This is a genomic window from Paraglaciecola sp. IT1134 (genome assembly GCF_058068185.1).
Map to the genome: position 1 here is coordinate 1,382,741 of NZ_CM176486.1, position 19,463 is coordinate 1,402,203.

The 19,463-nt window shown below is 46.0% G+C and carries 21 protein-coding genes; 17 read left to right on the plus strand and 4 right to left on the minus strand.

Annotation, left to right across the window (positions count from 1 at the left end; translation table 11 throughout):
- Position 1: 1 nt before the first annotated feature.
- Positions 2-391, minus strand: coding sequence for a DUF2170 family protein (locus AC3RV5_RS05960; RefSeq protein WP_489731042.1), 390 nt, complete (start codon positions 389-391; stop codon positions 2-4).
- 204 nt (positions 392-595) lie between these two features.
- Between AC3RV5_RS05960 and AC3RV5_RS05965 the strand changes: the two genes are divergently transcribed.
- From AC3RV5_RS05965 to secF, 6 genes are all read left to right on the plus strand, one after another.
- On the plus strand, positions 596-904 hold the full coding sequence (locus AC3RV5_RS05965) for a DUF6471 domain-containing protein (protein ID WP_489731043.1): 309 nt from the start codon (positions 596-598) through the stop codon (positions 902-904).
- 243 nt (positions 905-1,147) lie between these two features.
- Positions 1,148-2,194 carry a tRNA preQ1(34) S-adenosylmethionine ribosyltransferase-isomerase QueA gene (gene queA, locus AC3RV5_RS05970; protein ID WP_489731044.1) on the plus strand — a complete coding sequence of 349 codons (1,047 nt, stop codon included), beginning with the start codon at positions 1,148-1,150 and terminating at the stop codon, positions 2,192-2,194.
- 155 nt (positions 2,195-2,349) lie between these two features.
- Positions 2,350-3,462, plus strand: a complete 1,113-nt coding sequence (gene tgt, locus AC3RV5_RS05975; RefSeq protein WP_489731045.1) for a tRNA guanosine(34) transglycosylase Tgt — start codon at positions 2,350-2,352, stop codon at positions 3,460-3,462.
- A 24-nt stretch (positions 3,463-3,486) separates the two neighbouring features.
- A complete protein-coding gene (gene yajC, locus AC3RV5_RS05980; RefSeq protein ID WP_489731046.1) occupies positions 3,487-3,825 on the plus strand; it encodes a preprotein translocase subunit YajC in 339 nt (112 codons plus the stop codon).
- A 76-nt stretch (positions 3,826-3,901) separates the two neighbouring features.
- The gene (gene secD / locus AC3RV5_RS05985) at positions 3,902-5,746 is read left to right on the plus strand and encodes a protein translocase subunit SecD (protein WP_489731047.1); all 1,845 of its coding nucleotides are present in this window, start codon (positions 3,902-3,904) and stop codon (positions 5,744-5,746) included.
- 10 nt (positions 5,747-5,756) lie between these two features.
- On the plus strand, positions 5,757-6,698 hold the full coding sequence (gene secF, locus AC3RV5_RS05990) for a protein translocase subunit SecF (RefSeq protein ID WP_489731048.1): 942 nt from the start codon (positions 5,757-5,759) through the stop codon (positions 6,696-6,698).
- Positions 6,699-6,752: 54 nt separating this feature from the next.
- Here the strand turns inward: secF and AC3RV5_RS05995 are convergent, their stop codons facing one another.
- On the minus strand, positions 6,753-7,337 hold the full coding sequence (locus AC3RV5_RS05995; protein WP_489731049.1) for a rhodanese-like domain-containing protein: 585 nt from the start codon (positions 7,335-7,337) through the stop codon (positions 6,753-6,755).
- Between the two features lie 71 nt (positions 7,338-7,408).
- Positions 7,409-8,185, minus strand: a complete 777-nt coding sequence (gene suhB / locus AC3RV5_RS06000) for an inositol-1-monophosphatase (RefSeq protein WP_489731050.1) — start codon at positions 8,183-8,185, stop codon at positions 7,409-7,411.
- Between the two features lie 181 nt (positions 8,186-8,366).
- Here suhB and gloA2 point away from each other — a divergent pair, with 181 nt between their 5' ends.
- From gloA2 to AC3RV5_RS06055, 11 genes are all read left to right on the plus strand, one after another.
- Positions 8,367-8,750, plus strand: a complete 384-nt coding sequence (gene gloA2, locus AC3RV5_RS06005; protein ID WP_489731051.1) for an SMU1112c/YaeR family gloxylase I-like metalloprotein — start codon at positions 8,367-8,369, stop codon at positions 8,748-8,750.
- Positions 8,751-8,885: 135 nt separating this feature from the next.
- A complete protein-coding gene (gene trmJ, locus AC3RV5_RS06010) occupies positions 8,886-9,608 on the plus strand; it encodes a tRNA (cytosine(32)/uridine(32)-2'-O)-methyltransferase TrmJ (RefSeq protein WP_489731052.1) in 723 nt (240 codons plus the stop codon).
- A gap of 2 nt (positions 9,609-9,610) precedes the next feature.
- Positions 9,611-10,420 carry a serine O-acetyltransferase gene (gene cysE / locus AC3RV5_RS06015; protein WP_489731053.1) on the plus strand — a complete coding sequence of 270 codons (810 nt, stop codon included), beginning with the start codon at positions 9,611-9,613 and terminating at the stop codon, positions 10,418-10,420.
- A gap of 140 nt (positions 10,421-10,560) precedes the next feature.
- Positions 10,561-11,046, plus strand: coding sequence for a Fe-S cluster assembly transcriptional regulator IscR (iscR, locus tag AC3RV5_RS06020; protein ID WP_489731054.1), 486 nt, complete (start codon positions 10,561-10,563; stop codon positions 11,044-11,046).
- A gap of 15 nt (positions 11,047-11,061) precedes the next feature.
- On the plus strand, positions 11,062-12,285 hold the full coding sequence (locus AC3RV5_RS06025; RefSeq protein ID WP_489731055.1) for an IscS subfamily cysteine desulfurase: 1,224 nt from the start codon (positions 11,062-11,064) through the stop codon (positions 12,283-12,285).
- A gap of 65 nt (positions 12,286-12,350) precedes the next feature.
- Entirely contained in the window at positions 12,351-12,731 is a 381-nt protein-coding gene (iscU, locus tag AC3RV5_RS06030) for a Fe-S cluster assembly scaffold IscU (protein WP_489731056.1), read from the plus strand.
- 78 nt (positions 12,732-12,809) lie between these two features.
- Positions 12,810-13,133 carry an iron-sulfur cluster assembly protein IscA gene (iscA, locus tag AC3RV5_RS06035; protein WP_489731057.1) on the plus strand — a complete coding sequence of 108 codons (324 nt, stop codon included), beginning with the start codon at positions 12,810-12,812 and terminating at the stop codon, positions 13,131-13,133.
- A gap of 105 nt (positions 13,134-13,238) precedes the next feature.
- The gene (hscB, locus tag AC3RV5_RS06040) at positions 13,239-13,766 is read left to right on the plus strand and encodes a co-chaperone HscB (protein ID WP_489731058.1); all 528 of its coding nucleotides are present in this window, start codon (positions 13,239-13,241) and stop codon (positions 13,764-13,766) included.
- A gap of 22 nt (positions 13,767-13,788) precedes the next feature.
- Positions 13,789-15,657 (plus strand): Fe-S protein assembly chaperone HscA, encoded by a 1,869-nt coding sequence (gene hscA / locus AC3RV5_RS06045; protein ID WP_489731059.1) that lies wholly within the window; start codon positions 13,789-13,791, stop codon positions 15,655-15,657.
- A 53-nt stretch (positions 15,658-15,710) separates the two neighbouring features.
- Positions 15,711-16,049, plus strand: coding sequence for an ISC system 2Fe-2S type ferredoxin (fdx, locus tag AC3RV5_RS06050; RefSeq protein ID WP_489731060.1), 339 nt, complete (start codon positions 15,711-15,713; stop codon positions 16,047-16,049).
- A 146-nt stretch (positions 16,050-16,195) separates the two neighbouring features.
- Positions 16,196-16,486: a YebG family protein gene (locus AC3RV5_RS06055; protein ID WP_489731061.1), complete on the plus strand. Its 291-nt coding sequence runs from the start codon at positions 16,196-16,198 to the stop codon at positions 16,484-16,486.
- A 211-nt stretch (positions 16,487-16,697) separates the two neighbouring features.
- On the opposite strand, the gene glnD is transcribed toward AC3RV5_RS06055, so the two are convergent.
- Positions 16,698-19,313 (minus strand): [protein-PII] uridylyltransferase, encoded by a 2,616-nt coding sequence (gene glnD / locus AC3RV5_RS06060; protein ID WP_489731062.1) that lies wholly within the window; start codon positions 19,311-19,313, stop codon positions 16,698-16,700.
- Between the last annotated feature and the right edge of the window lie 150 nt (positions 19,314-19,463).

Genomic DNA, 19,463 nt, shown 5'->3' on the forward strand with positions numbered 1-19,463 from the left:
TCTAGCGCAAATATTCGTGGTAGGCATCTAAAAAGGCCTCCACGTTTTGGAACAGGGTTTGTACCTCTATCGTAATACTTTCACTCTTGGACTGAGAACTCAGTGAGCCAAAAGCCGTGTAATATTCGTCACCCGCCACCTGAGAGATACCCACAGTCGTCAGGGGGAATAGCATGTGGGTTTTTAATATGCCCTCATTCAACGCCGCTTGGTCTTTGACTTCATCGATAGAGAATAATAAAGATTCAATTAAGATTTGTTCGCCACTAATGGCTAACCACGCATCGACGCCGTCGCTGTTGGCAATTAATAAACAATTCTCTTCTCGTGTGACGACCAGATCCTGGTTGTCACTAAGCAGGGTCTCAAGTTGGTCAAGATCCCATGTCATGGTTACTCTCCTGTAAGTCATATGACCGGTTGGTGTATGCTAGATAGTTATCACTAAGGTACAAGCCAGTGGTAACTACCAAGCTAAACACAGGCCACAGTTTAGTCAGTTAAAAACTAAATAGTCAAATGTTATTTTCAACATTTGAATATTATAAGGTTTAAATGTAACTTATACGTCACATAAGGTGGTTATGGATTTGTTATGCAAAATTTATCTGGCGAATTAACGCCAAAAGACAAAGCTAATGTTTCAGCCAATTGGCGGCAACTGGTGCAACGCTTGCTCAAGGCTGAAATGTCCAAGCGCGGTGTAAAATACCAAGATCTTAGTGCACGTTTAACTAGTATTGGGGTTAATCAAAGCGCAGACAACCTAAGAAATAAAGTTAATAAAGGCATACTGGGGGCGGACTTGTTGTTACAAATCATGTATGTGCTAAATATGCGGCGCATAGAGCGGGATGATATTATCGATGTTTTTAACGATATGGGTAGTCCACTGGACGACTGATATCGGCGATTTTGTGGTTAATGACGCCAGATCCTCGGGGGATGTTTGACGGTGAACTAAACAAAAAAAAGCCCAGCGCATTAAGGCTGGGCAAAAAACAGTTAGGAGAAACGTCAATAATAAACTGTTGGCCTTATATTAGACCCAAGCGGGCTTGGCACTCGTTTATTATGGGTATCTAAGTGTGATTGCAGGTATCGAGCTTTATACGTAAGATAACTCGCGAATTTTCCAGGATGTATTATGAAAGTATCTGATTTCCATTTTGACTTGCCCGAATCACTCATAGCTCGTTATCCGACACCGCAACGCACATCCAGCAGGTTGATGCATTTGTGCGGTGAAAACGGGGATGTGCATCATCTTAATTTCACCGACATAGTCGGGTTAGTTAATCCAGGCGACTTGCTGGTGTTTAATAATACCCGGGTGATACCCGCGCGATTGCTCGGACAGAAACTATCCGGGGGCAAGGTCGAGGTATTAATTGAGCGTGTCATCGATGAACATAATGTTATTGCCCATGTGCGGGCCAGTAAATCCCCTAAGATTGGCAGCCGGTTATTGCTCGAAGGAGCCCTTGAGGTTGAAATGACAGGCCGTCAGGATGCCTTGTTTGCCTTGCGATTTTTGCATCCCGAGCCTGTCTTGGTTTTGCTTGAACAATACGGTCATATGCCATTACCCCCTTATATCGACCGACCCGATGAGGACTCAGATAAAGAACGTTATCAAACTGTCTATAACCAAAAACCCGGGGCCGTCGCCGCCCCTACTGCGGGTTTGCATTTCGATGAGGGTATTTTGGCGCAACTCAAAGACAAAGGCGTCAATAGCGAATTTGTCACCTTACATGTAGGAGCGGGTACCTTTCAGCCGGTGCGTGTGGATAATATTCTCGAACATCAAATGCATTCAGAATACGCAGAAGTACCTCAGCGGGTAGTCGATGCCGTACTGGCTACCAAAGCGGCAGGTAAACGCGTCATCGCCGTAGGGACGACGTCGGTGCGCTCCCTTGAATCTGCCGCCCAGGCATCTTTAGCTCAAGGGTCGGAACTGCAACCCTTTTTCAGTGATACCGATATTTTCATTTATCCAGGGTATAAATTCCAGTTGGTAGATGCAATGCTGACCAACTTTCACTTGTCAGAATCAACATTGATCATGCTGGTCAGTGCGTTTGTCGGCAAGCGCAATATCATGCAAGCCTATAGCCAAGCAATTGAACATCAATACCGATTTTTCAGTTACGGCGATGCTATGTTTCTAGAAAAATCGCTGACTTAAGGTCGTGCAGTATAAATAAACTGTTATTAATTTTTATCGGCTCGATGATTCGTATATAATCCGGCCTCTTTTTTCCTGCCACGCCACATGTGGGGCAGTTTTTGAACAGTTGAATTACCACGCTGGTGTCTGAACTAGCCAGCAGGAATGTTTTTATGCAATTTGAATTAGACAATACAGATGGCAGGGCGCGTCGCGGACGCTTGAAATTTGCCCGTGGCATAGTGGAAACGCCGGCATTTATGCCAGTGGGTACCTATGGCACCGTGAAGGGAATGACCCCGGAAGAGTTAGATGAAACCGGAGCGCATATTTGTTTGGGTAACACCTTTCATTTGATGTTGCGCCCGGGTACGGAAATCATCAAGCAACACGGTGACCTGCACGATTTCATGAACTGGCATAAACCTATTCTGACGGATTCCGGCGGTTTTCAGGTGTTTAGCCTAGGGGATTTACGCAAGATTACCGAAGAGGGTGTGACCTTTCGCTCACCGATAAATGGTGAGAAGATCCTGTTAACGCCGGAAAAATCCATGCAGGTGCAACGGGATTTGGGGGCCGACATCGTGATGATATTTGATGAATGTACTCCGCACCCCGCTACTGAGAGCGAAGCCCGTCAATCCATGGAATTATCGTTACGCTGGGCCCAGCGCAGTAAAGCAGAACACGGGGATAACCCCGCCGCCCTATTTGGTATTATTCAAGGTGGCATGTATGAGGGCCTGCGGGATGTATCTTTACAAGGCTTGGAAGACATTGGTTTTGATGGTTACGCCATTGGCGGTCTGTCTGTGGGGGAGCCCAAAGAAGATATGATGCGCATTTTGGATCACACCACTGATAAAATACCTGCGGGGAAACCGCGTTATTTGATGGGCGTGGGTAAACCTGAAGACCTAGTCGAAGGTGTACGCCGTGGTGTGGATATGTTCGATTGTGTGATGCCCACGCGAAACGCAAGAAACGGTCACTTGTTTGTCACCGACGGAATTGTCAAAATTCGTAATGCGGTACATAAAACCGATATCGGTCCTTTGGATCAAAAATGTGACTGTTACACTTGTAAAAACTATTCCCGGTCATATCTCCATCATCTGGACAAGTGCAACGAGATCCTTGGGGCGAGACTTAATACCATACATAACTTGCGGTATTATCAGCGGATTATGCAGGGCTTAAGAGATGCAATTGCAGAGCAACGCTTAGATGCCTTTGTGACTGAATTTTATGCACAAAAAGAAATGCCGGTACCGGCGCTATAACTACAAAACTTTAATGGGGAATTTATGAGCTTATTTATCTCTGACGCGTTTGCGCAGGCAGCACCAGGTGGTACGTCAGGTGGCGGCTATGAAATGTTAATTATGCTAGGTGTTTTCGGCCTGATTTTTTATTTTATGCTTTATCGTCCTCAAGCCAAACGGGTTAAAGAACATAAAAACCTGGTGAGTTCGCTTAGCAAAGGCGATGAGGTCCTGACGCAAGGCGGCATGGTTGGCAAGATTGTTAAAGTCGCAGAAGACAAAGACTTTATCGAAATCGCCCTAAACGACACCACTAACATAGTGGTACAAAAATCGGCCATCTCGGCAGTGTTACCTAAAGGTACCATGAAAGCGATTTGATTCGTTTTACCTTAAATAAAGCGGGCCAATGCCCGCTTTATTTATGTTTACGTCAGAAATACGGAAGGATGCTCTAGTGTTAAACCAAACTCCGCTATGGAAGTACTTGTTGGTGATCTTATTGGTCGGCATATGTACTTTATATGCGTCTCCAAATTTGTATGGTGAAGATTATGCTGTGCAGATCTCCGCTGGAAGTAACGCAGTAGTTGATGCAACTACTGTTGAAAAAGTTAGGACTGAATTGGCTGCCGCCAATATCATCAGTAAAAGTATTGTGCTTGAAAATGAACAAATACTGGTTCGTTTAAGTGACGCTGATACTCAGTTAGTGGTCCGTGAAAAAATAGAAAAAGCGCTTGGGGAAGGCTATTTTGTGGCGATGAATTTAGCCCCTGATACTCCCCAATGGTTGGAAGCGTTGGGTGGCACCCCGATGAAGCTAGGCTTGGATTTACGCGGGGGCGTGCACTTCTTGATGGAAGTTGATATGAATTCTGCGGTGGCCAAATCTCTTGAAGACATGGTGGGGGATTTTCGCACCGCTCTTCGAGAAGAGAAGATCCGTTATCGTACGGTTAAGCAGGGTGATGCCTCAGTGGACATCTATTTCCGCGATGAAGATGCCCTGGATGAAGCGCAGTTTTTTCTCAGAAACCGCAACCGTGATCTGGCATTTACCGAAAAAGACGGCTTGATCCTGCGTGCCAGTATGTCTGAGCAGAAACTGGCTGAAACCCGGGATTACGCGGTAAAACAAAATATTACGATTATTCGCAACCGGGTCAATCAGTTGGGCGTGGCTGAGCCTACCGTGCAAAAGCAGGGGCCAGACCGCATAGTGGTTCAGCTACCGGGTATTCAAGATACAGCCAAGGCGAAAGAAATCTTAAATGCAACAGCCACCTTAGAATACCGAGAAGTTGACCTTGAGCATGATGTAAGAGATGCAATTAACGGTCGTGTACCTGCTGGCTCTGAATTGTTACCTTACCAAAAAGGTGGCCCGCAATTACTCAAGAAAAAGGTGATTGTACAAGGTAGTGAGATCATTGACGCGACGAGTGGCGTTGACCAGTATGGTTCGCCTAAAGTGTCTATTTCACTTAACTCCAAAGGTGGAGCTAAGATGCTCAACTTCACCAAACGTGCGGTAGGTAAACCTATGGCTGTGGTTTTTATCGAATATAAAACCACAGGTGAACGGGATGAAAATGACAAGCTGATCTTTGAAGAAAAGAGGCGGATTATCAGTGTGGCGACCATCAACGGTATATTTAGTAATGCCTTTGAAACCACAGGTTTAGATTCCCCTCAAGAAGCTTACAACTTGGCTTTACTGTTAAGGGCCGGGGCGTTGATTGCGCCAGTGCAAATTATTGAAGAGCGCACTGTTGGCCCTAGTCTCGGTCAAGAGAATATCGATTTGGGTATGCAAGCGATCGTTTGGGGCTTTGTGGCTGTGTTAATTTTTATGCTTATCTATTATAAAAAGTTTGGAATTGTCGCGAATATGGCTTTGACCCTGAACTTGGTGATGATCGTAGGTATTATGTCGATGATCCCAGGCGCCACGTTAACTCTACCCGGTATGGCCGGCATAGTCTTAACCGTTGGTATGGCGGTTGATGCTAACGTATTGATTTTCGAGCGGATAAGAGAAGAATTGCGCGATGGCCGTAGTCCACAGCAAGCCATACATCACGGTTATGACAGTGCATTTTCAACCATTTTAGATGCCAATATCACTACTTTCCTTGTAGGTTTAATATTGTTTGCTGTGGGAACGGGCCCGATTAAAGGGTTCTCCATTACCTTGATGATCGGGATCGCCACGTCTATGTTCACTGCCATTATAGTGACACGTACCATTGTTAATGCATGGTGGGGCGGAAAACGCCTGACCAAGTTGTCAATATAGGATCACCCACATGCAAATATTAAATATGAAAGACACTATCGCCTTTATGTCGCTGAAAAAACCAGCGGCAATACTATCGGCGTTGATGATAATTGGTTCGCTGGTGTCACTGAGCATCAATCAGCTTAATTGGGGACTGGATTTTACTGGAGGCACGCAGATTGAAGTGGGTTATGCGCATACCGCTGATTTAAGCCAAATCCGAAAACAACTAGAATCTTCTGATTTTAAAGATGCCGTGGTTCAAAACTTTGGCAGTAGTCAAGATGTACTGATCCGCTTAGCGTCTCGTGAAGGTGTTAAACCTTCTCAGTTGGGTGATGCAGCGATAAAGGTATTGAAAGAAGCCGACAGCACCGCTGAAATGCGCGGTAGTTCTTATGTGAGCTCAAGTGTTGGTGAAGAACTCACCGAGCAGGGTGGATTAGCCATGCTGGTGGCCCTGATTTGTATCCTCATCTATGTAGCGCTGCGTTTTGAGTGGCGTTTTGCGTTGGGTTCGGTTGCGGCATTGACCCATGATGTGATCATTACCCTAGGCTTGTTTTCAATTTTTAGACTGGAATTTGATTTAACCGTTCTGGCAGCAGTGTTGGCGGTGATTGGGTACTCCTTGAATGATACAATCGTGGTGTGTGATCGTATACGTGAAAACTTTCGAAAAATACGCAAAGCAGAGGCAGAGGAAATTATTAATATTTCTCTCACACAAACGTTGAACCGAACCATCATTACTTCGTTAACCACTATCTTAGTGTTACTTGCCTTATTCTTCGTGGGGGGAGCGACTATTCATGGTTTTGCCACAGCGTTGTTGTTTGGAGTGGTAATAGGCACTTATTCTTCTATCTATGTGGCTAGCTTGGTGGCTTTGCGACTGGGGATAAGCAGAGAAGATTTAATGCCCACAGAAATAGAAAAAGAAGGTGCCGACCAGGAGCCAATGGTTTAGGTCACTTGAGATATAAAGCCATCTGGGTGATCAGATGGTTTTTTTTGCTTTGGTTTAAGTATTATCCACTAGGATAAAGCCTTCATCCAGCCAGCCTGTTACTCCTCCAATCATTTTTTTTACCGGTCTGCCCAATTGTGCAAGTTTGACTGCCGCTTTTTCGGTGGCATTACAGTGTGGACCTGCGCAATACACCACAAATAATGTCTCTTTAGGGTATACACTCAGGGTCTCAGTGTTTATGTTTTTATGGGGTAAATTTATCGCCTGTTCAATATGCCCGGAAGCAAACGGCCCGTGGCCGCGAACATCAAGCAGTACAAAATCTTGCCTGTTGTTAGTCATAGCAAAATGCACATCCCAACAATCTGTTTCAAACTGCAGTAGCTGCCCAAAGTGGGCCAGAGCTAGTTCGCTGCTGGCGGCAGGTATACGTGAAACCACTGATGCCATATTGTACTCCATCAAAAATCGGTTAAAGAAGAAGACAATTATGCCGAATCTGGCATAGATTGAAATTGGCATAGCGGCCATTATTCGATAAAAATACGCCAAATAGCGCTTTATTGGTGTCTGTTGCGGATTTTCGGTCGTGCCATTGGCAACAGAAGAAGAGAAATACAGCTTTATTTGGGACACGCTAAAAACAAAAAAAGGGCGAACCTAAGGTTCGCCCTTTACAGCAATTGGCTTATGCCAATCGGTACTAATTAGCCTTTTAAATATTTCACTAAGGTTTGAACTACTTTGGGGCTACCGGCCACTATCTCGCCCTTGTGCATGGGGTCATTGCCACCACTGTAGTCAGTGACCAGACCACCTGATTCACGCACTAACAACTCACCTGCGGCGATATCCCAGGGTTTCACGCCCTTTTCCCAATAACCATCATAACGTCCAGCGGCAACATAGGCTAAGTCTAGAGCCGCGGAGCCACAACGACGTATGTCACCGGCTTGCATATAGATTTGGCGGAAACTTTCCAAGTAGGTGGGTACTGAATCTTTGTTTTTAAACGGCAATGCAGTGGCCAAAATGGTTTGGCTGAGTTCTTTGGCTTTACTGGCGCGAATGCGGAAACCGTTAAGCTGGGCACCGGCGCCTTTGCTGGCGGTAAATAACTCGCCACGGATAGGATCGAAGACTACTGCTTGGTCTAATCTGCCTTTATGCATCAGGGCGATGGACACGGCAAAATGGGGGATACCCTTGATGAAATTGGTGGTGCCGTCTAATGGATCAATGATCCATTTGAAATCGTCGTCACCTTTAACTACGCCACCCTCTTCGCCGATAAAACTGTGTTCAGGAAAAGACTGCTGAATTTTGCGAATGATAGCCTGTTCGGCTTCTTTATCGATACGGGTCACGTAATCGTTGTTGCCTTTGGCTTCAATCATCAACTCGGATTGATTCTCGAAACCACGAGCGATAATGTTGCCCGCCACGCGTGCGGCACGTACCGCTATATTCAGCATAGGATGCATAGTTAAACCACCAATTTTAAAAGAACGTTAAATAATACAGGTTGCCCACCACAGTAGCTGGGCAAAAAATCGCCGGCTAGTCTACCAAAACTACTAACAGAAGCAATCATAATCTGTCTTTATCCCTGGTATGTTAAGATAAGGCCCTTAAAACCGCCGCCTCCCAAGACGAGATCACACTATGTTAAAACGTATCCACCATGCAGCCATAATCTGCGGCGATTATCAGCAATCAAAACATTTTTACACCCAAATATTGGGCTTGCAAATTATAGCCGAAAATTACCGTGTCCAGCGAGACTCCTATAAGCTTGATTTAGCCTTGCCCGAGGGCGGGCAGATTGAGCTTTTTTCTTTCCCTGACGCGCCGCCCAGACGCAGTAGACCAGAGGCCCAGGGGTTACGGCATTTGGCGTTTGTGGTCGACGACGTTGAGCAATTTAGTGCACACCTGACGGCCCTCGGCGTGGCCGTCGAAGCCATACGTGTAGATGAATATACCGACAAGAAGTATACTTTTTTCAGTGATCCGGACGGGCTGCCGTTAGAGTTATATCAACAATAAGTGAGGCTGGTTGTGCACCTAATTAACCCATTAAACATGCTTTTAATCCCCACCCGGGGCGCTAGCTTCCGCCTGGGCTAAAATATGCTATTATGCGCGCCCTAAAATCCTATCCGCGTCACGGAACTGGTTGTTATGCTTGAAAATATAAAAATTGTGCTGGTGAAAACCTCACATACGGGCAATATCGGCTCCACTGCCAGGGCCATGAAAACCATGGGGCTGAGCCAGTTGGTATTAGTCGACCCTTTAACCCCACCTGATGGCAAAGCCAGTGCCTTGGCGGCTGGAGCCGGGGACGTTTTAGCCAACGCCCAAACAGTCAGTACGTTGGCCGAAGCGGTGGCGGATTGTGGATTAGTCATAGGCACCAGCGCCCGTTCCCGTACGTTGTCTTGGCCCATGTTGGAACCACGGGAATGCGGCACGAAGTTAGTTGATGAAGTAGCAAAAAAACCTGTTGCCCTGGTGTTTGGCCGTGAAAATAACGGTCTGAGTAACGATGAGCTGCAACAGTGCCATTTCCATGTATGTATTCCTGCTAACCCTCAATACAGCTCGTTGAATTTAGCGGCCGCGGTACAAACCTTATGTTACGAAATTCGCATGGCACATTTGGCGCAAGTTCGCCAGCCAGAAACCCCGGTTGAATATCCGTTGGCAGGGGAGCTGGAAGGTTTTTATAGTCATTTGGAACAAACCCTGCACAAAACGAATTTCATTATTCCCCAACACCCAGGTATGGTCATGACTAAACTACGTCGCTTGTTTAATCGTGCGCGACCCGAGGCCCAAGAGTTAAATATTCTGCGCGGCATATTAGCATCAGTTGATAAATCGATGAAAAGCAGTAAATAGCTATGTTTGAACGTATGAAAGAAGATATTCAAAGCGTTTTTCACCGGGATCCTGCGGCGCGAACCCGCTTTGAGGTAGTTACCAATTACCCAGGTTTACATGCCATCTGGATCCATCGCCTGAGCCATCGACTTTGGAAGGCCAATTGGAAGTGGCTAGCCAGAAGTATTTCAACTTTCTCACGCTGGTTAACCGGGGTAGAGATCCATCCCGGGGCTAAACTGGGGCGTCGTTTTTTTATTGACCATGGTATGGGCGTGGTGATCGGTGAGACTGCCGAGATTGGTAATGATGTCACCCTTTATCACGGCGTGACGTTAGGGGGGACCAGCTGGTCGGCGGGAAAACGCCATCCTACCTTGGAAGACAATGTCGTTATTGGTGCCGGAGCCAAAGTGCTGGGGCCTATTACCATGGGCAAAGGGGTAAAGGTCGGCTCAAATTCTGTGGTGATCAAAGATGCGCCAGAAGGCGCCACTGTGATTGGTATTCCCGGGCGCATTGTTATGCCTGTCTCACCGGACGTTTCCCATAAAAACGGTCAGCGAGAGAAAATCGCTCGTAAATATGGTTTCGATGCCTACGCCGTTGCCTTGGATAATCCCGATCCTGTCGCCAATGCTATAGGCCTGATGTTAGACCATGTGCATTTGATCGATACCAAAGTGGAAGATATGTGTAAGGCAATTAACCAGATGGGCGGTGACGTTTGTGGTAAGTCCTTACCCACACTGGAACTGGATACCTTCACCGAATGTGTCACAAGTGTTGACAAAGCGAAAAACAAAGAGTCCTTCGATCCCCATATTTAAGCCCAGATTAGTCGTGAAATACAGTGTAATACTTGAGTAAAACAGTAGGGTAAATACTTGACTGAAATAGTAGGATAAATACTTGACTAATTTAGTCGGGTTTGGGACAATGGCGCCAGGTTATTAGATAGGTGTTCAGTATGAAATTAACTTCTAAAGGACGTTACGCGGTGACCGCCATGTTGGATGTAGCATTGCATTCCCAACGTGGCCCCGTGTCGTTGGCTGATATATCTGAACGCCAAGAGATCTCGCTTTCTTATCTCGAACAACTGTTCTCACGTTTACGTAGAGAAAAGCTGGTCGACAGTGTGCGGGGCCCCGGTGGCGGCTACAAACTCGGGCGCAAGCCTGATGAAATCGCCATCGGCGCAGTGATCCGGGCGGTGGACGAGTCCGTAGACGCTACGCGCTGTCAAGGGCAATCAGACTGCCAAGGTGGCGAACGTTGTTTAACCCATAGCCTATGGCAAGACTTGAGTGAACGTATTAGTGGTTTCCTGGACGGGATCACCTTAGGTGAACTTATGGCGCAACACGATGTGAAATTTGTGGCGAGTCGGCAAGATAAAACCAAACATCTTAATTATATTGCAGCGCGCGAAATAGAAATTAGCCTGCAGTAATAAGCGGAGTAAACAATGAGCGACATTAAGTTACCAATTTATTTAGATTATTCCTCAACTACCCCAGTGGATCCTCGGGTTGCAGCCAAAATGGCCGAGTGTTTAACCAACGAAGGCAATTTTGGCAATCCGGCATCCCGTTCACACCGCTTTGGTTGGCTAGCGGAAGAAGCTGTTGATGTCGCCCGTAATCAAATTGCGGATCTGGTTAACGCCGATCCCCGGGAAATAGTATTTACCTCTGGTGCTACTGAATCCAACAACCTGGCCATCAAAGGCGCCGCGCATTTTTACGGTAAAAAAGGTAAACATCTGATCACCGTTAAAACCGAACACAAAGCGGTACTCGATACCTGTCGCCAGCTTGAACGCGAAGGTTTTGAGGTGACTTATCTGGATCCAGAGCCTAGCGGTTTACTTGACCTGAATAAGCTGTTGGCAGCCATTCGGCCAGACACCATCTTAGTCAGTGTTATGCACGTGAATAACGAAATTGGTGTCATCCAAGACATAGCCGCTATTGGCGAAATATGTCGGGAACGGAAAATAATATTCCATGTTGATGCGGCCCAAAGTACCGGGAAAGTGCCAATTGATTTACAAGTTTTAAAAGTCGATTTGATGTCCTTTTCAGCCCATAAAACTTATGGTCCTAAAGGGATAGGCGCATTGTACGTAAGCCGTAAACCTCGGGTGCGTCTGGAAGCGCAAATGCATGGCGGCGGTCACGAACGCGGTATGCGCTCGGGCACCATGGCGACCCATCAAATAGTGGGCATGGGTGAAGCGTTCCATTTGGCCAAGGTAGAAATGGCCAGTGAAAATGAGCGCATCTTGGCTCTGCGTAATCGTTTATTGAATGGCATTAGCGATATCGAAGCGGTTTACGTCAACGGTGATTTAGAACATCGTGTGGCGGCCAACTTAAACATCAGTTTCGCTTATGTCGAAGGCGAATCATTGATTATGGCCTTAAAAGATATGGCGGTATCGTCCGGGTCTGCCTGTACTTCGGCAAGCTTGGAACCTTCCTATGTGCTTAGAGCACTGGGATTGAATGATGAATTGGCGCACAGCTCAATTCGTTTCACTATCGGTCGTTTTACTACTGAAGCAGAAATCGATCATGTGATTAGTGTCGTACGTAATGCGATCGACAAATTGCGTGATATGTCACCGCTTTGGGATATGTACAAAGAAGGCATCGACTTGAGTACCGTAGAGTGGGCTCACCACTAAAGGGTGATCCGCACAACTGGAATTTTACAGTAAGGCGCAAGCCTTTCACTAATGAGGTAACCATCATGGCTTACAGCGAAAAAGTTATAGATCACTACGAAAATCCACGTAACGTAGGTGGATTTGACAAAAATGACCCCAGCATAGCGACCGGCATGGTCGGGGCACCCGCTTGCGGTGATGTAATGAAATTACAGCTCAAGATTGGTGCAAACGGCATTATTGAAGATGCCAAATTTAAGACTTATGGCTGTGGTTCGGCAATTGCGTCCAGCTCGCTGGTCACCGAGTGGGTAAAAGGCAAATCAATTGATGAAGCCGTGTTGATTACAAACACCCATATTGCTGAAGAATTGGCCTTACCGCCGGTTAAAATCCACTGCTCTATTCTGGCAGAAGATGCCATTAAAGCGGCAGTTGCGGATTACAAAAGCAAACGTAGTTAATAAACGTGGTTAATAAACATAGTTAAACCCTAATTAGTAAGCATAGTGATAGCAGAAAATCAGTATAAGGAGCAAAGTGTGGGGATTAAAATATCCGACGCCGCGGCGAAACGAGCATCAAGCTTTCTGGAAAACAGAGGCTCAGGGCTAGGCTTGCGCTTGGGAGTGAAAACCACAGGTTGCTCTGGTTTAGCCTATGTTTTAGAGTTTGTTGATGATCTTAATCCAGACGATCACGTGTTTGAAGACAAGGGCGTGAAAATCATTATCGACGGTAAAAGTTTGGTCTACTTGGACGGTACCCAATTGGATTTCGCTAAAGAAGGCTTGAATGAAGGCTTTCAGTTTAACAATCCCAACGCCAGTGGTGAATGTGGTTGTGGCGAGAGCTTCAACGTTTAAAGATCATCACAGGCTTACCCAGCCTGTTTGTGGCGTTGCATACTCGGGGTAAATGATTATCCCGGTTTGCACTTGTCAAATAGGATCCAGAAGAATGTCCCTTATATGAACTACTTTGAGCTATTTAATTTATCGCCTGCCTTTAAGCTTGATACCGCGCAGCTCGCCAAAACCTATCAAACACTCCAACTGCTTACCCATCCGGATAAGTTTGCCACGGCAGGGGAGCGTGACAAACTGATTGCCTTGCAAAAAAATGCGCAGGTCAATGACGCCTACCAGGTGTTAAAATCCCCCTTAAGCAGAGCTGAACATATGCTTGAGCTGCGTGGCGTAGAGCTCAAACATGAACAGCAAACCATGCAAGATGGCATGTTTTTGATGCAGCAAATGCAGTGGCGTGAACAATTGGAAGAGGTGGATAATACCAACGATCCCGTATCTGAACTGGACACGTTGACTGAAGAGATTGAGCAACACATCCAGCAACAGCTGGAGCAATTGGAAACCCTGTTATCCCAAAACAGTGCTCAGGGTGATGAGGCTGGGGCTGATGTAGTGAGAAAATTAAAATTCCTTTATAAGCTCAAACATGAAATAGCAATCAAAGAAGACGCCCTAAGCGACTTTTGAATTAACCCAACGGCATAAATTTATGGCATTACTACAAATAGCAGAACCTGGATTAAGCGCGGTTCCACATCAACGCAAGTTGGCTGTGGGAATTGATTTAGGTACCACCAATTCTTTAGTGGCCACTGTTCGCAGTGGCCAGGCAGAAACCCTAGCCGACAGTCTAGGCCAACATTTACTGCCCTCAGTGGTGTGTTATCAACCTCAAGGTGCAGTGGTGGGAGAACTGGCGAAACGTGATGCTAGCCTGGATCCGGCCAATACAATAGTGTCAGTTAAGCGCTTTTTGGGACGCAGTTTGGCAGATATTCGTCAGGCTTACCCTAACTTACCCTACGATTTTGACGAATCAAATCCCAATTCTCCGTTGATTAAAGTGCGAACAAAAACGGTCAATCCTATTGAGGTGTCGGCAGAGATCCTATCTACCCTTAAGCTGCGTGCCGAACAGAGTTTGGGGGAAGTGTTAAACGGTGCTGTGGTGACGGTACCTGCTTACTTTGATGATGCCCAACGCCAGAGCACCAAAGACGCGGCAAAGCTGGCAGGTTTAAATGTACTGCGTTTGCTCAATGAGCCAACCGCGGCGGCTATTGCCTACGGGTTGGATTCAGGCCAGGAAGGCGTTATAGCCGTATACGATCTTGGCGGCGGCACGTTTGACATATCAATATTGCGTTTAAGCAAAGGGGTGTTTGAAGTGTTAGCCACAGGCGGTGATTCTGCATTAGGCGGCGATGACTTTGATTTGCTGCTGGTGGAATATATCCGCCAGCAAACCGGCCTGGATTCTAAACTTTCACAAGGTCTGCACCGTACATTGCTCGACCAAGCCAAACTGGCCAAAGAAACACTCAGTGATAGTCAGTCGGTTGCCATTGAAATAATAAATGACAGCGGGCACAGTTATTCCCTCGATATCACCCGAGAGGTATTCGAACAATTAATTGCTGATAAGGTGAAAACCACCTTACGTGCCTGTCGACGCGCATTAAAAGACGCCGAACTGAGCAAAGAAGGGGTATTGGAAGTTATCATGGTGGGGGGCTCTACTCGTGTACCTTTAGTACGCACCCAGGTGGGCGAATTTTTCGCCAAGACACCCCTGACCTCAATCGATCCGGACAAGGTAGTAGCAATTGGCGCAGCGATACAAGCTGATATCCTGGTTGGCAACAAGCCTGACGACGATATGTTATTGCTCGATGTGTTGCCTCTTTCCCTTGGGATCGAGACCATGGGCGGATTGGTAGAAAAGATTATTCATCGCAATACGACTATCCCTGTGGCCAAGGCGCAAGAGTTCACCACCTTTAAAGATGGCCAAACGGCTATGATGGTACACGTGTTACAAGGTGAACGGGAACTGGTAGATGATTGCCGTTCCCTGGCAAAATTCACCCTTAAGGGAATTCCCCCTATGGCGGCCGGTGCGGCACACATTCGCGTTACTTTTCAGGTAGACGCCGATGGTTTGCTCAATGTCACCGCCATGGAAAAATCTAGCGGGGTGCAAACACAAATTCAGGTTAAGCCATCATATGGCCTGGATGACAGTCAGATTACTGAGATGCTCAAAGCATCGACGGAACACGCCCAGGGCGATATGCAAGCGCGTATGTTAAAAGAGCAACAAGTGGAAGCTGCCCGCGTTCAGGAAGCGTTGCAGGCTGCCTTGAGCACTGATGGTAAAACGTTGCTCTTAGCAGATGAGATCGACGCCATCCAACATGCCTTATCGTTTCTGGCAGAGGTAGCCAAAGGTGATGATGTTGAAGCGATTAAGCATGCCATTGAAGCTGTAGATAAAAGCAGTCAATTGTTTGCAGAACGGCGAATGGATCATTCTATAAAACAAGCGTTTGCCGGTCACTCGGTAGACAGTATTTAACGCTCTTAACGCAAAGCGTATAGTAGTTATCAAGCATTAGAGGAAACGCAAGCATGCCACAAGTGATTTTTTTACCCCACTCGGAACTATGCCCAGATGGCGCGGTAATTGAAGTTGACAGCGGAACAACAGTATTGGATGTAGCCCTAAAAAACGGTATTGGCATAGAACACGCCTGTGAGAAATCCTGTGCTTGTACGACTTGTCATGTGATCATTCGAGAAGGTTTTGATTCCCTGGATGAAAGCGATGAATTGGAAGATGATTTGTTGGATAAAGCCTGGGGTCTGGAGCCTGATTCACGTCTGGGATGTCAAGCTATCATCAAGGATGAAGATCTGGTGGTTGAGATACCCAAATACACAGTCAATCAAGTGAGTGAAGGCCACTAGGACGCCATTCGCCGTTACATCAGATTACCTTAATAAAACCAGCTCTTTGCTGGTTTTATTGTTATTGGCATTAAGTAAATGTTAACTGTACATAAACACAGTGATTGTGTTATCTTTTTAGGGGTTCAAGCAAACAGGAATTAAATATGACCATCATTACCAGGTACGTTGTAGAACATAAAGGGGTTGAAAAGTTTGTGACCACGGATAAAAAAGAGGCCGATCAATACGATAAAATGCTGGATGTAGCAGATAACTTAGCTGAGTATATTGAAGCCAAAGGCATGAAATTCGAAGCTAATATGTTAGAAGACTTAGCTGTGATGCTGTCAAAAAATAAAGATGCTGTGGCGAAATTGTTCAAAGGAACAGAAGCTAAATCCCTATTATCTGAAGAAAAGGCAGAGGTCGTGTCCCTGGGCAAAAAGAAAGCCTAGTGATATTTGTAATTCATGTCGAACCTTAGCCCGGTTGCCCTAACGTAATCGGTTTCGCTGCTGTCTGCTGTGGAGCTTGTCAGTAACCCTCAAGCGTTTTACCCAAGGTTAAAAGGGAGTTTTGACACTGAGGTGAGGGTATTTTGAAAATATGATGATAGTGCACTTAAGATTAATAAAACGTTTCAGCCAAAGTGCTATTTTATCTGACTCAATCCAGTAGCTGGCTTAAACGGTTTTTTAGTTCGATCTCCTGGTCTTGCGTTAAGGCCTTATTCTGCTTGTTGCTAATGATAAATAAATCTTCAGCACGCTCGCCTATGGTGGTGATTTTTGCCATGCGCAGAAAAAATTGCATCTCTACCAGCAGGTTGCCTACCTTGGCCAGTAAGCCCGGCGCGTCCAGAGCCTCTAGTTCTACCAGAGTGACATCCGGTTGGCTGGAATAGAAACGTACTTTAGTGGGAACAGCCAGTTGCTTCATCTGTCGGGACATTTTGCGTCTGTTTTGGTGTTCCTGTCCTGGCTTGTTTAATTGATCGGCCACCGCGTCGGTCAAGCTTTTTAGGCGACTGGAGGAGTTGATACGATCACCGTTATGTTCCAAGATAATAAAACTGTCAAACACATAACCATCATGGGTTTTCATGATTTGGGCATCGTGAATGGAGCAATTACGGCTATCGAGCACCGATGCTACCTGAGCAAACAGGTTAATTTTATCTTTACCGAAAACCAACAATTCGGTACCGGACTTTGCGGTGTTTTCATTGGCATCGACCAACAAAAAATCGTCTGTCATGGGATGAGAGGCCAGGATAACACTTGCATGCCAGGCAATTTGCTCTGGCTTAAAACGCACAAAGTAATCATCGCTAAGACGGGTCCAAAACTGTTCAATCTGAGTTTGGTTAATGCCTCTATCCAGTAAGATTTTTTTGGCCTTGGCCTGGTGCTCATCGATGCGATCTTGCAAGGCAACTTTGCATTCCAGGCCGTTATCCAGGGCTTTCTGGGTCAACAGGTAGAGCTCACGTAACAGAGTGGCTTTCCAGTCATTCCACAGGCTGTCATTAGTAGCCCGGATATCTGCCAAGGTCAGTACGTACAAATGGTTTAATCGATTATGAGTACGCACATTACCGGCAAACTCGTTGATCACATCGGGATCGTATATATCCCGGCGTTGGGCCACAACAGACATTAACAAGTGGCTTTCCACTAACCAACTGATGAGTTGCGCATCCTTTTCGTCAATATTGTGATTCTTACAGAATTCCATTACGTATTTGGCGCCAAGTTTGGAATGATCGCCATTTCGGCCTTTGGCGATATCGTGAAAGATGGAGGCGATATACAACAATTCCGGTTTATCTAAATTACGCACTATGCGTCCGCACCTGGGAAACGCAATATTGCTTGGACGGCCGTATTCATAAACATTTTTCACCAGGCGATGGGTATGTTCATCAACGGTATAGGCATGGAATAAATCAAATTGCATCATGCCTACTATATGGTCCCATTGGGGTAAATAGGCTTGTAAGACACCATGTTTGTACATGATGTCCCAAGCTAAACCGAAAAAATCTGGGTGCTGTAGCAGTTTAATAAATAATGTTCTGCATTCGGGACGTTCACAATAATACTGACTATGGAATGTCCGTCTGGCATTACGCAGTTGACGCAAACAGGTGGAATGCAATCCTTGTACTTGTGGGTTGTCTGCGATGAGTAACAAACACTGCAAAATATCTTCAGGTTTGGTAAATACATTGTCGTGACGGATGGCCAATAAACCATCGGCGAGTTCAAAACTATTATTGATCACTACTGTGTGTTGAACCTTGATATGCAACACATCCTGACCAAAACGTTGCAGCAACATCTCGTTTAGTTCACTGATGCGCCTTACCGTCCTGAAAAATGATTTCATCATGCGTTCAACTGAGGCTTTACCGTCATCGCCATAACCTAGTCGGCTGGCCACATCATTTTGGTAATCAAACAACAGGCGGTTTTCGCTGCGCTGGGCTTGCAAATGTAATGCAAAGCGGATGCGCCATAACGTTGAGCGACACTCCAGCAGCTCCTGGAATTCTTCCTCGGTAAAATATCCACGTTCTACCAGTTCGGTGCCCTTGAGCACTTTAAAATGTTTTTTGGCGATCCAGCCAATATTTTGTATATCCCGCAGACAGCCAGGACTTTCTTTGACATTCGGTTCAAGATTGTAAGATGTGCCTTTGAATTTCGAGTGACGGATGGCTTGTTCTTTGGATTTTGCCAGGAAAAAATCTTTGCTGGTCCAATAACCCCGAGAGTGAATTTTCTTGCTCAGTTGCTCAAGAGTGTCCTGATTGCCTATAAGCAAACGTGCCTCAATCAGGTTGGTGGCTATGGTGACATCGGCTTTGGCCAGGGTGACTGTTTCTTTGATGGTGCGTACTGCTTGCCCCACATCCAGACCAATATCCCACAGGAAAGTAATAAATTGGCCCATTAGCTCTTGCTGGGCCGACGAGAATTTTTTGGGGCTCAGCAGTAGCAGGTCGATATCGGAATAGGGTTGCAGTTGCCCCCGTCCATAACCGCCCACTGCAATGAGCGCCAACTGACTTTGTTTATGTAAATCCAGTAGCTGCCAGGCGTGGCGCAGCATAGCATCGACAAAGGTAGCGCGGCTTGTAACCAAATTATCTACATCGCAGCGGGAAAACTCACTATTTAGCCACTCGTAACTGTTGCTGATACATTCCTTGAAGGCAGGGATATTATCCGTTGAACTAATAAGTTTGATTTGGCGCAGTAAGCTTTGAAGCGACAATGAACTTTCCTCTATCAAAGTTGAACCCTAAGCTGGATTTTACTCCCGGGTAACAAAGTTAAACTACTAAGGGTTATCTTTTTAACTGTTATCAGAGCCTGGGATAAATAATCAATTCATCAAGAAATTCATTATTTATCATAAGGTTAA

Bases quoted from the DNA above. Each gene is read 5' to 3' on its own strand.
- tgt (WP_489731045.1), top strand. From the start codon at position 2,350: ATGCAATTTGAATTAGACAATACAGATGGCAGGGCGCGTCGCGGACGC.
- iscU (WP_489731056.1), top strand. From the start codon at position 12,351: ATGGCTTACAGCGAAAAAGTTATAGATCACTACGAAAATCCACGTAAC.
- AC3RV5_RS05965 (WP_489731043.1), top strand. From the start codon at position 596: ATGCAAAATTTATCTGGCGAATTAACGCCAAAAGACAAAGCTAATGTT.
- AC3RV5_RS06025 (WP_489731055.1), top strand. From the start codon at position 11,062: ATGAGCGACATTAAGTTACCAATTTATTTAGATTATTCCTCAACTACC.
- hscA (WP_489731059.1), top strand. From the start codon at position 13,789: ATGGCATTACTACAAATAGCAGAACCTGGATTAAGCGCGGTTCCACAT.
- iscR (WP_489731054.1), top strand. From the start codon at position 10,561: ATGAAATTAACTTCTAAAGGACGTTACGCGGTGACCGCCATGTTGGAT.
- queA (WP_489731044.1), top strand. From the start codon at position 1,148: ATGAAAGTATCTGATTTCCATTTTGACTTGCCCGAATCACTCATAGCT.
- secF (WP_489731048.1), top strand. From the start codon at position 5,757: ATGCAAATATTAAATATGAAAGACACTATCGCCTTTATGTCGCTGAAA.
- fdx (WP_489731060.1), top strand. From the start codon at position 15,711: ATGCCACAAGTGATTTTTTTACCCCACTCGGAACTATGCCCAGATGGC.
- AC3RV5_RS06055 (WP_489731061.1), top strand. From the start codon at position 16,196: ATGACCATCATTACCAGGTACGTTGTAGAACATAAAGGGGTTGAAAAG.
- hscB (WP_489731058.1), top strand. From the start codon at position 13,239: ATGAACTACTTTGAGCTATTTAATTTATCGCCTGCCTTTAAGCTTGAT.
- cysE (WP_489731053.1), top strand. From the start codon at position 9,611: ATGTTTGAACGTATGAAAGAAGATATTCAAAGCGTTTTTCACCGGGAT.
- trmJ (WP_489731052.1), top strand. From the start codon at position 8,886: ATGCTTGAAAATATAAAAATTGTGCTGGTGAAAACCTCACATACGGGC.
- yajC (WP_489731046.1), top strand. From the start codon at position 3,487: ATGAGCTTATTTATCTCTGACGCGTTTGCGCAGGCAGCACCAGGTGGT.
- gloA2 (WP_489731051.1), top strand. From the start codon at position 8,367: ATGTTAAAACGTATCCACCATGCAGCCATAATCTGCGGCGATTATCAG.
- suhB (WP_489731050.1), bottom strand. From the start codon at position 8,185: ATGCATCCTATGCTGAATATAGCGGTACGTGCCGCACGCGTGGCGGGC.
- AC3RV5_RS05960 (WP_489731042.1), bottom strand. From the start codon at position 391: ATGACATGGGATCTTGACCAACTTGAGACCCTGCTTAGTGACAACCAG.